The following is a 13,139-nucleotide window of genomic DNA, read 5'->3' as shown; positions in this document are numbered from 1 at the left end:
AATTTTATTATTCTTGAGTCGGCGTCCGGCGGACATTGTTTGTATAGTAGCGGTTTCAACCGCCGACTCTTCTTGCTGCTCTTTTGTCATGCCGGTGCCCGTGTCCCTCACTCGGAAAACTAAATATTCTGCATCCAAAATCAACTTTTGAGCAACTCGCGGTTGATAGCTTGTAAAAGTATAGTCATTTATTACATGACACGGGAGGCGTTGAGTCCCTCCCCTTTCGCTTTCACTTCGAGCGGATTAACCCGCCTAGGCTGAACTACGCAGCTCTCTATCCCATCGCACAAGGCATTTGGGATTGCTTTTCTCAAGATATTGTAAGACCCATTAACATCGGCATTGATTAATCGACCCTCCGATGTTTTGTATAATCCTCTTTTAATTCGTTTGCCACTAAACTTGACATCAAAGACGCCATTCTTCCCGTAAACAGGAATCGGGTCTAAATTTAGGAAACTGGATTGAGAAGTATATGATTCTTCCTGTACCATCACTCTTATTCCCACCAATGCAGCTTTATATTCCAACATCTCAATCAATCGAGCATGAGGAACTGTTACAAAGTTCTGATTAGTTTGTTTCCCCAAATTCATCTCGTTTTTCCATTGTACATTTTTACCAATTACCAGAGTCCCAATCTTTCGGGAGCTTAAAATATTGATGATGGAACGACTAGAGCAGTGCAAGTAATTATCGATTTTCTGGTTGCGACAACGAGTTAGGCGCTGAATTCTACAGGATGTTTTGCGACTCCCTTTCAATCGAGATTGTAGATGTGCTTTACGCTTGTTGTAGAATTGATTAATTGATTTCAGTGGTCGCCCGTTAATCAGTAAAGGGACAAACCCCGGCTGATTTGAAGTTAGCGCCATTAAATTATTCAATCCTAAATCTATACTAGCTACTAATTCTTTTTGGTTTTCATTGATGGTGGACTCCGGTTCATCATAAATTACCTCAATTACATAGGAATCGCATTTGGGAACCAATCTAACTTGACAAAGTTTCTCTGGTTTTACCTGGGTTTTAATTAAAATATTAGTCCCTGAAAGCTGGATAATTCCTTTCTTGAGTTGCTTGCTACTAATCGCCTGAATCGTATAGACGAGAATATTCCGACCCTTTACTTTATCTTTGTACTTCGGTAACTTCGGGCGGCCAGTAAATTTCCTCGGCTCATTTTTGTAAGCTTTGACTGCTTCAAAAAAAGATTGCCAATTCTTGTCCAATTTCATCAATATTTGTTGACTTACTTTCGCTGGTAACGCCTTATATGTTTGATGAGATTTCATCAACTGATCCATTTTGTTGTAATTGAGATATCCCCATCCGTATACGAAGTTTTGGCGAATAACGTAGTTAGCGGCGTTGTAAAGATTTTTGGATTGAAAGGCTAATTGATCGATCGGGGCGAAACGATGTTCTGTGGATTTAATGATGTGTCTCTCTGCTAGTTGCATTCAGACTCTCCCTTTTTTGACGAGCGCAATAATTCTCTCAGTTCACCGTCCTGACTATATCATACTACCATTGCTTACTACTGCTTACAATCTTAATGAAGTTTTATAATACTTATTTTTTAACTGCTTCACATTTTTTTCAATCCCACAACCGCCTGCGGGCTTTGCCGCCCAGTCGCTGGTGAGTATCTTTGAGCAAAGCTGGGATGTCTAACTCTTCGGGACACCTGGGCAAACATTCGCCGCAATCGGTGCAGCGGTTGCCTTTGCTGCCGGGAAACCAATGTCCGGCATTTTCAAACATCGCATAGCGGTATTTGCCAAAGTCAGTCATGTCGCACCCGACGGCGAGATTTCGCAGCCGCAATACTTCGGGAATGTTGATGTTTTCCGGGCAAGGCAAACAGGCATAGCACTGGCTGCATTTGTCGGTTTTCAAACGATCGGCAATCACCGATTCTAGCCTCACAAACGCAGCGATTTCGGCGTTGGTGAGGGGAAAGTCGCGATCGGCATATTTCAGAGGTTGCTCTAATTCTGTCGGATTTGCAGCCCCCACACTCAGAGTCCCAATCCTGGCATCGCTCAGTAAAAACCGATAGTTCAACTCTAAAGGCGAGAAAGGCGAGCACAATTGTGCCAGAGTTTCCGGGGGCGTGTAGAGTTGCCCTCCTTTGTCTGCCGGGGAAATGATAAAAACGCCCATATCTTTGTCTTTGGCGAGTTCAATTGCCGGGGCGTTGCGCTGAAAAAAATAGTAATAATGCAGATTGACAAATTCAAATAAATCTGTATTTATAGCAGCCAAAATCAGATCCAGAGGCCCGTGAGTCGAAAAACCGACGTGGCGAATGCGACCGTCAGCGAGGGCTTTTTGTACAGTTTCCATGCAGCCTGTGGGCGATCGCACCCAAGCCAAATGTTCCCAAGTATTCAAACCGTGAATTGCCAGACAATCGATATAGTCTAAATTCAGGCGCTTGAGAGATGAGTCGATGCAGCGTTCCGTTGCAGCAGCATCATCCGTTGGGGGGATTTTCGTAGTGACGTGGAAGCGCGATCGACCGACAGGCAACCCAGCTAGGGCCGCACCGAGATATTCCTCGCTGCAACCGTAACCCGCCGCCGTTTCCAGGTGATTGATTCCCTGAGACACCGCCTGCCGTACAGTCTGGCCGGCAGTTTCCTCAGAAGCCAAATAGCGCATGGTTCCCAAGGAAAATACGGACAGGTACAACTCCGTTTTGCCAAACCGTCGATAGCGCATAAATGTTACGACGAAGTTTCGCCCTGGCCCAAGCCGCTTCTCTTAATCAAATCCTCTGGACGGAGGTTTGAGATAAATTCGCGAAAGGCCCGGCGTTCGGCCTCATCAGCATCTCGATCGACCGGTATGGAAGCATCGGCGACGACTTCTTCCATCACCCAGATGGGGGTATTCGTGCGCAGTGCTAGGGCGATCGCGTCGCTGGGTCGGGCATCGATCTCTTTTTTCACTTCACCCTGACGGACGATCAGGACAGCATAGAACGTGTTATCTTGCAGCGAGTGAATCACTATGCGCTCCAAGGTAATACTCCAGGCCTCTAAGAAAGTGACCATCAGATCGTGAGTTAAAGGTCGAGGAGGCTTGTGGCCTTCTAGAGCGCTAATAATAGCCTTTGCCTGCTCCTGACCGATATAAATAGGCAAAGCGCGTCGCTCAGTAGCGTCTCTCAATAGGACAATAGGGCTGCGCGTGGCTGCATCTAAGGCAATTCCAGCGACTTTCATTTCAATCATTCGATCGGCCTCATAGAATTAAGACACTGCAAGGCGGTAGAGAACTGGGACATAATAGATGACCTAAATCCAGTATGACTCGATCTTCGCCTGAATCTGCAACCGATCGCCGTCAGTCGATTTGAGATTTTCGGATTTGGGATTTTCGATTCAAGGAGGGGGGGAGATGGGGACGGCAAAAGCTGATGTGTTTGGTTTGTTTGTGTCTCTGGTTTGATTTAAATAAGCGATCGACTACGAAAAAATAACTATGTTCACAGGACTGATTCAATCTCTCGGAAAGCTGAAGTCGCTAGGCAACGATTACTTCCAAATTTCCTGCACCTCAAGCAACTCCTATCAAATTTTACAAGATTTAGCCATTGGCGACAGCGTAGCAGTCGATGGAGTTTGTTTGACAGTGGTGGAAGTTCTGCCCCAAGGTTTTGTCGCCATCGCTTCCCCGGAAACCTTGCGCCGCACTACTTTAGGAGCATTCCCCGATGCTTGGGCGAACCTAGAAACCTCCCTGCGCGCCGGTAGCAAATTGGGCGGACATTTCGTGACGGGACACGTAGATGCGATCGGCGCTTTAGCCGCATCAACCCAAACCGCCAACGCCTGGGAGATGCGGTTTACAGCCCCACCAGCAGCCAATTCGGGATGGCAGCGTCAAATCGCGCCATACATCGTTTCCAAAGGCAGCATCGCCGTCAACGGCATCAGCCTCACTGTGGCAGATTGCGATGCAGACGGAAATTGGTTTGAAGTAGCCGTAATTCCGCACAGTTTTTCCGAGACAAACCTCAGCTATTTGCAGCCAGGAAGTTTAGTTAATTTAGAAGCAGATATACTCGGCAAATACGTAGCAAAATTTCTCCGCAGCGGCCGGGAAGCGCATCCCGAACCATGGGAAGAAACCCCCGCCATCAACAGTTTGGGAACAATTACACCCGAATTCTTAGCCGAACACGGATTTATGTAATCATAAATTGGTTAGTAGTAAGGACTTCAGTCCTCTCTTTTCCCTAAATTGTTTCGCAGAATCGGACTTCAGTCCCCTTTTTTCCCTAAATTGGTTTGATCGTTCGGACTTGGGTCCTCTCTTTTGAGAGGACTAAAGTCCCATGCTGCGAACCTGATAACGGTTATTTTAAGGAACTTCGTGAAATTTCTCAACAAAAATGTTTTTTTCCCAAAACAATCCCGCCGCAATTCCCGCCTGAGAAACTAAAAACAATCCTGCAATTAATAGCCTTTGAATACCCGATCCCTGGGAAAATGGATAAGTTAGCAAATTCAGATAAAATGACCGAGGTTGCAGTTTCCCCTTAACCCCCTGTTTCGAGATAATTTCCTGAAACAAAAAAGCACCTCTGCCGTAATTGAATTGCTGCTGCCAAAATTGGCCCAGAGTTAGTGCGTGGGAGTGATAGACTGTAACTTCGGGAGCGTAGACCGCGCGCCCTCCCAAATTGAGCCAGCGAAAGCAAAATTCCCGGTCTTCTCCAGCCGCTAGCGAAAAACTCGTGTCAAACCCGCCGATTTTTTGGAAAGCCTCAGCGGGAAGGGCAAAATTGTTAGAAGTGAAAAATTGCGCGCGATCGCCAATAGCATTGTAATAACTGTAAAGGTAATCGATCAGTTGCTGGCTCGCAGTAGAATAGATGTTATCCGGCAGCGCGTTGACAGTTCGACCTCCGATTAAGCAGTCTGGTGTTTCCACAAATCGCTTTTCCAGATTTTGCAGCCAATCTGCCGCCACAGTACAGTCATCGTCTGTAAACACTAAAAATTTGCCCTCGGCTGCAAAAGCTCCAGTATTTCGCGCCGTTGCCGGGCCAGAGTTGGGTTGTGTCAAAAGTGCCAGATTTAGCTGATGAAGAAAAAGGGAAATTGTACTTTCTACAGATATTTCGGTGCTGTCGTTGACGACAATCACTTGAAACTTATCGCGCGGATATTCCTGTTCAACAAAAGACTGAAGACAGGCCGCTAATTTCTCGGGGCGATTGTAAGTCGGAACAATAATTGAAAATAGAGTTTTAGCTGCGTTCATGATAACTCATATATTTTATATTTTTAAGCGATACAGCACCGACTCGGTATTAAAATCTTTGCCGAAAACTGGTTGCAGCGGGCCCTGGGGACTTGTCAGCCAAGATAAAGCTTGTCTTGTGTATTCGTCTGTCTCAGTCAGGGGCCCGAATCCCACAGTCCTAATATTATTTTTGTGGAGGTTGTCAATCCATGCCGGAAGTCGATCGGCTCTAAAAGGCACGTATAAAACTTGTCTGTCCAAATTTCTCCCGTAAAACAGGTAGCTGCGGGAACTTAAAAAGAAGCCGATTCTTTCATCGGGTACTGTATTTTTATCAATATACTCGTAAATGCCGCGATATAGTTGGGCGCGAGCAACATCTCGCTTTTCCCTCGCCACCCAACTAGCACTTACCATCAATGCTATGCAGACACAAATTATCATTATGTAACTCGATTTTTTCAGGCTGGCGAGTAGATTTTTCAAGCCAATTAAACTGGGATTGCGCTTAAATATAATCCCAGCAAGCAGCAGCAATCCCATATAAAGTAACGGGTATATTCCTAAATCTCGCAAACTGGGAGCTAATATTTTCATCACAACATTGATGGCTGACGCGAGATTAGATTTAAACCTGTCAATCAACAAACTCCCCCAAACAATACTGTTTCCTGTAAAAGAAGCATTTTTAATGAGGTCGAAAATTGTGTTGCTAATAATGCCGGAAATACTGCCAACTAAAACAACTGCCACAATAACTTGATTGCGAGTTTTGAGCCGAGTTGCTGTAGCTGCGGCTGCGATGCCCAGCAAGCTTAAAAAGGGAAATCCGTATCTGAGATTGAAACCGAGTAAAGGGCTGAGTTGACCGATCGACTCTCCGGCAGTACCGGAGGTGTAAGGTGTAATGAGATACAGAATTCCGGTGCTGAGTAGAACTACAATTAAGATGATATTATTTTGATTGATTGTTCTGGTTTTACCTTGGAGCAAGGCCAGAGGTGCTGCTAATACCTGAAGTGCGATCGCCAGAAATGGCAGTTGCAATCTAATGATGATTTGCAAGCCGAGAGTTTGCCAGTGGGAAATATTGCTGGGATTAAATTGAGCTGCTAAGGTGCTTTGCCACATCTTGGAAAGTGGCGAAGCTGGCGCCGCAGGTATGGTAGGTGTGGGCTGCTGTACCGGAGGTGTTGGCGATGACTTTATTGTCGGTTTTGGCGACGGTACTGGAGGTTTTGGTGCAGGTACGGGAGAGGGTAAGGGAACAGGCTGTAAGGGAATGTTAATATCGCGGGCATCACCGACAGGATAATTGATGTGCAGCAAGTTTCTCGCATACCAAAAACCTCCTAAAAGCAAGCAACAAAGTATGCCGCACAGCAAGACGGGTTTGATAAAGTGGCGAATTCTAAAATGAGCTGGTGTAGATTTTTTATTAACCGCGAATCTTTTAATTTCTAATATTGCTAATCCTCCTAAAAGTGAGGCTGCATAGACTATTCCGGTGATTTTAATTCCGGCTAGCATTCCTGCGGTTGCCAAAAATAGGGAGAGATCGGATTGCGATCGGCTGCTGTGATAGGATAAACCTAGATACAAACCGACTGTAAATATGGCAGCTAGCGGTAAGTCGGGGTGAATGGTGTTAACTTGGTTGAGCATCATCGGTACTGTTAATACTAAAGATGCTGCTGCCATGCCGTGAATGCGGCTTGCTCCAAATTTTACGCTCAATAGATAGACTGCTATTCCCTCAAGTATCCAGGCAATTAGCAGGGGAAAAGCTGTGAGAAAATCTTCTCGGAAGGGGAGCAAACACAAAGCAGACAAAACGTGCCAATTGTAGGGATATACTCGTGCTTGCTCGTGATCGAAAATCCAATTTCCGGCGGCATCTAATAATGTAAATGAATGGGTTTGATACCATCGGGCGATCGCAGGCAGGTGAAACCACAATGAGTCATAATTGGTTGTGGGTTTGGTTGCTATAGTTTCCCACATCACAAATCCTGCAAAAGCGGCGGCACCAATAATTAGATATTCGGATTGGCCCAGAGGTTGCTTGAGTTGGGGAATCTGCCACTGCGAGAAGGTAAAAGCTCTGTTGTTTTTGGCATAAATCACGATTAAGCCGATCGCACAAATCAGAATTTCTGCTATAATGACCGCAGAAAGATTTAGGCGATCGACACTTCCTAAAATCAAGCCGGTACAAACTTGTGCAATACTCCATCCGGTCAAAAGTACGAGGAGAAAATGGGGAAATGAATAGTTACTGTTTTCCTTCAGATTCTCGAATGCCAGGGACAAGTTTAGGGGAATCGGGCCGACTACAATAATCAGAAATAAAATTAATTCCCACAAATGCTGCGCTATTAGCATAAGCTACAAGTTACCAATTATTATGGGCTTTTCCTTGTTACCAGGAAGAGCCTGATAACGATAAATCCATCGGATCGGGACTTACGCAAAAAGTGCTTTGACGCGCTACGGCGGAGCGCTATCGGGAGAGGACTAAAGTCCGCACGATCAAACCTATTTGATTGTTTGTAGCGAGGACTTTAGTCCTTATAAAACAATACGCTTGGGCCCGAGTCCGATCCCCCCTAACCCCCCTCCCGGGGGGACAAGAACTCGATCGACAGTCAACCCCTACTCCCCTTGGTTCGGGGGAGTAGGGGGTATGCGAGGGGGATCTCCGGGCAAGAAACAGTGTTAACTCAAGCGTATTGCCTTATAAAAAACCTATCTGCTAGCTTGCTTCTGAGTTTTGGGTTTGACAGCTTCGGGAGCTTTGATCTTAGAAATGTCAGGTTTTAGCAGCTCTGGGAATGGCGGCTGGAGGTTGTGAACTTCGATGTCCATTCCCAACGGCAGAGGTGGAAGCTGGGGCAAATCGTTTTCCAAATCCTTGAGTCCCCTAGCGCTTTGTGTTTCGACGATTTTCGGCATTTGGGGTATTTTGGCAGTTTCCAAAGTGCCGATCATTCTTGCTACAGCGAATTCTAGCTGAGCGCCTGGGTCGATCGCCACCCAACCCTGGTCAGTCATTTGCCGGATCTCGAAGTGGAGGTGAGGCCCTGTAGACATTCCCGTACTGCCGACGCGCCCGATCGTATCTCCCTGTTTCACAAACTCTCCGGGTTTGACAAACAGTTCCGAAAGGTGTCCGTAGAGAGTTTCTTGAGACTGTTTGTTGTGGTTGAGAACCACCGTCAAACCGTAGCCGCCCAACCAATCGGCGATCGCGACTTGACCCGCATAGGCGGCCAGTACGGGCGTTCCCATCGGGGCCCCCAAGTCAGTTCCGGTGTGAAACCTGCCGTAGCCCATAACCGGATGAGTCCGCCACCCAAAGGGCGAGGTAATTTCCGCAGCTATAGATAGCGGAAACAGCAGGCTGGTGTTGCCATTTCCGGGCAAGCCTGGGGGACGCGGCGTGAGATTGTAGTATGCAAAACCTGTATTGCTGCCGCTGCTGACACTAATCGCACCGACTTGCACCGGCCCGAGTCCCATGCTGGGTTCGGGAGGGCCGCTGGCGTAGGATGCAGCGTTAACGGAGTATCCAGCGTCTGCCGAGTATCCGGCGTCTGCCGAGTAGCCGGCGTCTGCCGAGTAGCCGGCGTCTGCTGAGTATCCGGCGTCTGCCGAGTATCCCGGGGGCGTGTAAGCAGATTCCGGCGGGTTTCCCGAACCCCAAAGCTGGTTGCCTATTTGTTGAACGGCTTGACCGACTTGACTGACAGGATTCCCGCTATTATTTCCGGCGACTGTTCCCCGAACATTGCGCGGAATGCTCCCGGGAACATTGCCCGGAATGTTCCCGGGCAAATTGCGAGGTGGTGGGGGTGCAATATAGGAGTTGCCTGCGATCGGAGTTTCCGGCCTGTAGTTGGGTTCTTCTGCGATCGGAGTTTCCGGGCTGTAGCTGGGAGGGGCTGCTTCTGCCGTCACCGGCTCGGAAACAGCAGGAGGTGCGCACAAACCGCCAACTCCTTGCCCTGATGATAGGGAATCTTCGCAGCCGGTCGATCGCTCTGCAAACTCGATTGTTGTCGGCGCTTCGTACTCGCTGGTAGCGCCAACGCTGTAGTCTGTTTGGTCGCTGGCAGCGTGGGCTGGGTTAACTGGCGCTTCAAAAGGTGGCTCCTGGGCCGTTGCTTCTGGCAGGGGAATCAGCGCGGGCTCGGGCAGATAATATTGGGCCGGAGGTTGTTCGGTGACGTAATCTGGCTCGGGCGGCGCAACTTCTGCCTGGGGTGCAGGATCTGGTTCTGGCTGCACTTCGCTGACTGCGGGTTCCGGGGGCGCCATAGGAGCTTCAAATAGTGGCTGGAGGTCTGCGGCGCCGGGGACGGCTTGTTCTGCTGCTGGCGGAGTTTCGGTTTGGGCCCAAACTATGCCTTTGCTCAGCAGTCCCAGACTGGCAAGGCAACCCAGTCCCACCAGCAGTGAGCGATCGGACAAAAGGCGCGATCGAGTCCGGGCGCCTGTGGGGTGATTTTTTTGCTGTTTGGTGTTCAAAGGGGCTGTTATTTGCTTGTCTGGAACTGGTTTCACGATTTTTTTTCCCAACTCAACAGGGGGCGCAAGGAGATTAGTCGATTTTAGATTTTAGATTTTAGATTTTAGATTTGCTCGCAGCTTTGAATCTGGGAGATTGAACTTCGATCTAAATTTTTGGGCTACTCGCGACATCCGTCGGAAAGCAAGTATCTGTTTTTTGGCGGGGTCTGGATCGAATGTATGGCAATCCTGATCTTTAATACAGACTTAACTGATTTTACCGGGCTTGAGGCAATTTTTTTGCGTCGAACCAGCTCGAATGCTGCTGCGTCGATTCGCGATCGATACCCTGGTTTTTTCGATCCCGATTGCACTGGCCGGCTCCGCCTGTGACGGCCACACTGATAATAGCGCTTTGGCGTTCGTGTCTGTTAATTAAGCTCCCATCTCCCCATCTCCCCATCTCCCCATCTCCCCATCTTTTTACCCTCCGAGCGCTGCCGAGCGGGCCCATCTCCCCCTCTCTCGGTTCTCCAAAATTTCGGCGCCGTCTGCCGGAGTTAACCGCCTCCTTCATCCTGATTTTTTGATTAAAACCGATCGTCCATTTAAACTTAGTTGACAAAATTTTTGATTGTTTAGAATACAAGCTAAATGATGCGCTTGGGGAAGGATAAGTTTCATGACTGTAGCTGGCGATCGCTTGACAAATTTGCCCGACTCTGTAGGCGCCGGACAACCTGAGGGTATCAGTTGGCAGTGGCAGAACTCCGAAGGATTGCCATATCTGACTTGCAGCTTGCTCGACCGGTGGTCTCACGGCTTTTTTACTCGCGATTTCTCGCCGCGCGGCCCGATCGAGCTGACGGAAGTTCTCGCCCCCGGCTCTGGGGTTTACCGTCTCCAACAGATACACGGCAATGCGGTACTCAACACCAGTCAGTTGTCCCCGGTTGTGGCTGCAGGCCCGTCCACCGCTGCCCCAACCTATGCGGAGGCGGATGGTTTGGTAGCCTCGCGGGATTTGGAGGCGCTTTGGGTTTGCTCGGCTGACTGCGTGCCGGTGCTGATTGCTGACAGCGGTACGGGACTCGTCGCGGCAGTTCACGCGGGTTGGCGCGGGACTGCTGCTAAGATATTACCAGAGGCGATCGCTCAACTTGTGGCGCAAGGCAGTCAATTAGAAAATCTGAAGATTGCTATGGGGCCGGCGATCGCTGGAGAGGTTTACCAGGTATCTGTGGAAGTGGCAGCCCAATTGGGAGCCGCGATTGCTCCTAAGAGTGCCGTTAGTGCAACAGCCGACGGCATTCTGGAATTTTTACGCCAACTACCCCAAACGCCTGTGTTGACCGATCCAGAACCGGGAAAAGTACGGTTGGATGTTCGCCTCTGCAATGCTCTGCAATTGCAACAGTTGGGAATCGATCTTTCTCAAGTGGCGATCGCTCCTTTCTGTACTTATTCTGACTCGGCTCGCTTTTTTTCCTACCGCCGCGATCGACTAAAAAAAATCCAGTGGTCGGGAATTGTAAGCGCCTGCGGGACAAGTTCCTGCTGAAGGCATTCGGCACCAGGTAAAAATTTAGACGGCAAAGGTAAAAATAAACATCTTTGGATTCATGATTTTTTATTTCCGAATGCCTTCGGCCTTCTACCTTTTACCTTCGCAAGGTTTGCTGGTTCCTGTATTAAAGCACTAAAAACTAGCAGCAAAACTTTTGGGAAAGCGGCAGACAAGCCCCGCCCCGCTTTCCTCTCTTGTTAAGATTGCCCTATAACGAGAGTCTTCAGCGGGTTATTACCATGAGTGAGCCAACTCCCTATCAACTGCTTGAAGTCGATGAAGATGCTTCCTTTGATGAAGTGCAAGAGGCCCGCACCCGTCTAGCCGAGCAGTACAGCGGCGACAAGAAACGTTTGGAATCGATCGAAGTTGCTTACGACGCGATCCTCATGGATCGCCTGCGGCAGCGACAGGAAGGTAAAATTAAAGTGCCCGAACGCATCCGCTTTCCCGAGCGGCTGACTCCCGCACCCGCCAGCTTTGCTCCGTCTCCTCCGTCGGGGGGCCCTGCTTGGTTGCAGCGCCTGATCGATACTCCTAGCCGATCGGACATTTTGTGGCCGGCTGGAGTTTATGTGGGGTTAGGCGGACTCAGTATTTATCCGGCGGCTAATGATTCTTTACTACAGTTGACTCTGGCTCTTGGGGTCGGCTCTTGTCTTTATTTTGTTAATCGCAAGGAACAAAAATTTGGTCGGGCTGTGCTGCTGACTGTGGCGGGCTTGGTTATAGGCTTGGTGCTGGGAGGCCTTTTGGGCCCTTTGCTCAGTACGGCATTTATCACAACAGAGAAATTTATCGCTTTGTTTACGTTTTTAATTCTGTGGCTGGTCAGCAGTTTTCTGCGATAGTCAGTTGTCAGTTGACCTGTGACAGTTGGCAGTTGACAGTTGGCAGTTGTTAATTATTGTTATTGGTTAATTGTTATTGGTTGGTTCGTAGCTCTTAGGTGTTAGTAGTTAGTTGATTGTTACCAATTACCAATTACCAATTAACAATAACTAATGACTGTTGACGGTTGAGTAATGATTGACAACTGACAACTGACAACTGACAACTGACAACTGACTAATGACTACCTAAAATAATCTCAACTGCTTCGCTCAAATTATTGGCAATTAAATCCGGTTGGTGCATTTCTAGTTGGGTGCGATCGCGAATTCCGCACAAAACACCAATTACCTTGACACCGTGCGTTTTTGCTGCTATAATATCCGCCTCGGTATCCCCCACCATCCAAAGGTCAGAAGCCGGCGGCAGTTCGGCCAGAGCTCTTGCCATCAGCAGGGGCTTATCTTTAACATCCCCAGTTTTGACGTAATCGTTGGGGAGGCAATAGCGGCGGTTTTCGGGGAAAAATTGCCCTAAATTGCAGCGGTTGAAAGCTTCGTCTAGTTCCCTGACGCGGCGCATGGTCATCACCGCTAAGTCTACTCCAGCGCGCTGCACCTTCTCCAAGGTTTCCACAGCGCCCTGAGCCGGTTTATCGTAAATCAGGTAAGGGAGCGTGTGGACAGTTTGACGGCGTTTCTGGGCAAATTCGACGGCTTGGGCTGCGTCTAATCCTGAGAGGATGCCGATTTCGGTTTCGGGAACCCGTGTCCGCTTCATGTCCCAAAACTCGGTTTTTGGGATCTCGCGGACTGCTTGGCCCTGACGCTGAGTCTCGGCCAGACACTGCTGGTAAACTCGGTAATAGCGATCGGACACATCCACGATCGGGCCGTCAAAGTCGGTGATAAGTCTCAGCATTGAGCAGAGTATTTTTAAGATTTTCTACAAATTGTTTGAT

At 48.5% G+C, this 13,139-nt stretch carries 11 protein-coding genes; 3 read left to right on the top strand and 8 right to left on the bottom strand.

Annotated features, from left to right (window positions below):
• Window positions 1–191: 191 nt before the first annotated feature.
• From QUB63_RS33270 to QUB63_RS33260, 3 genes are all read right to left on the bottom strand, one after another.
• Window positions 192–1,466, bottom strand: coding sequence for an RNA-guided endonuclease InsQ/TnpB family protein (locus QUB63_RS33270; protein WP_332949659.1), 1,275 nt, complete (start codon window positions 1,464–1,466; stop codon window positions 192–194).
• A gap of 139 nt (window positions 1,467–1,605) precedes the next feature.
• Complete coding sequence (locus QUB63_RS33265) at window positions 1,606–2,733, bottom strand: aldo/keto reductase (RefSeq protein ID WP_332949658.1); 1,128 nt, start codon at window positions 2,731–2,733, stop codon at window positions 1,606–1,608.
• 5 nt (window positions 2,734–2,738) lie between these two features.
• On the bottom strand, window positions 2,739–3,248 hold the full coding sequence (locus QUB63_RS33260) for a bifunctional nuclease family protein (protein WP_332949657.1): 510 nt from the start codon (window positions 3,246–3,248) through the stop codon (window positions 2,739–2,741).
• Between the two features lie 250 nt (window positions 3,249–3,498).
• Here QUB63_RS33260 and ribE point away from each other — a divergent pair, with 250 nt between their 5' ends.
• Window positions 3,499–4,212 (top strand): riboflavin synthase, encoded by a 714-nt coding sequence (gene ribE / locus QUB63_RS33255; protein WP_332949656.1) that lies wholly within the window; start codon window positions 3,499–3,501, stop codon window positions 4,210–4,212.
• 168 nt (window positions 4,213–4,380) lie between these two features.
• Here ribE and QUB63_RS33250 read toward each other — a convergent pair whose 3' ends face one another.
• From QUB63_RS33250 to QUB63_RS33235, 4 genes are all read right to left on the bottom strand, one after another.
• Window positions 4,381–5,286: a glycosyltransferase gene (locus tag QUB63_RS33250; RefSeq protein ID WP_332949655.1), complete on the bottom strand. Its 906-nt coding sequence runs from the start codon at window positions 5,284–5,286 to the stop codon at window positions 4,381–4,383.
• A gap of 15 nt (window positions 5,287–5,301) precedes the next feature.
• Entirely contained in the window at window positions 5,302–7,653 is a 2,352-nt protein-coding gene (locus tag QUB63_RS33245) for a hypothetical protein (protein ID WP_332949654.1), read from the bottom strand.
• A gap of 363 nt (window positions 7,654–8,016) precedes the next feature.
• A complete protein-coding gene (locus tag QUB63_RS33240) occupies window positions 8,017–9,834 on the bottom strand; it encodes a M23 family metallopeptidase (RefSeq protein WP_332949653.1) in 1,818 nt (605 codons plus the stop codon).
• Window positions 9,835–10,057: 223 nt separating this feature from the next.
• Window positions 10,058–10,405, bottom strand: a complete 348-nt coding sequence (locus QUB63_RS33235) for a hypothetical protein (RefSeq protein ID WP_332949652.1) — start codon at window positions 10,403–10,405, stop codon at window positions 10,058–10,060.
• Window positions 10,406–10,462: 57 nt separating this feature from the next.
• On the opposite strand from QUB63_RS33235, the gene pgeF reads away from it, so the two are divergent.
• Together pgeF and QUB63_RS33225 are read left to right on the top strand one after the other, a co-directional pair.
• Window positions 10,463–11,341 carry a peptidoglycan editing factor PgeF gene (pgeF, locus tag QUB63_RS33230; protein WP_332949651.1) on the top strand — a complete coding sequence of 293 codons (879 nt, stop codon included), beginning with the start codon at window positions 10,463–10,465 and terminating at the stop codon, window positions 11,339–11,341.
• 245 nt (window positions 11,342–11,586) lie between these two features.
• The gene (locus QUB63_RS33225; RefSeq protein ID WP_332949650.1) at window positions 11,587–12,198 is read left to right on the top strand and encodes a CPP1-like family protein; all 612 of its coding nucleotides are present in this window, start codon (window positions 11,587–11,589) and stop codon (window positions 12,196–12,198) included.
• Window positions 12,199–12,415: 217 nt separating this feature from the next.
• On the opposite strand, the gene QUB63_RS33220 is transcribed toward QUB63_RS33225, so the two are convergent.
• A complete protein-coding gene (locus QUB63_RS33220; protein WP_332949649.1) occupies window positions 12,416–13,099 on the bottom strand; it encodes an HAD family hydrolase in 684 nt (227 codons plus the stop codon).
• Between the last annotated feature and the right edge of the window lie 40 nt (window positions 13,100–13,139).

It is taken from the genome of Microcoleus sp. ARI1-B5, assembly GCF_036705795.1.
In the GTDB taxonomy this organism is placed as follows: Bacteria; Cyanobacteriota; Cyanobacteriia; order Cyanobacteriales; family Microcoleaceae; genus Microcoleus.
Note: the sequence above shows the minus strand (reverse complement) of the source record. Positions and strands in the feature narration are given on the sequence as shown.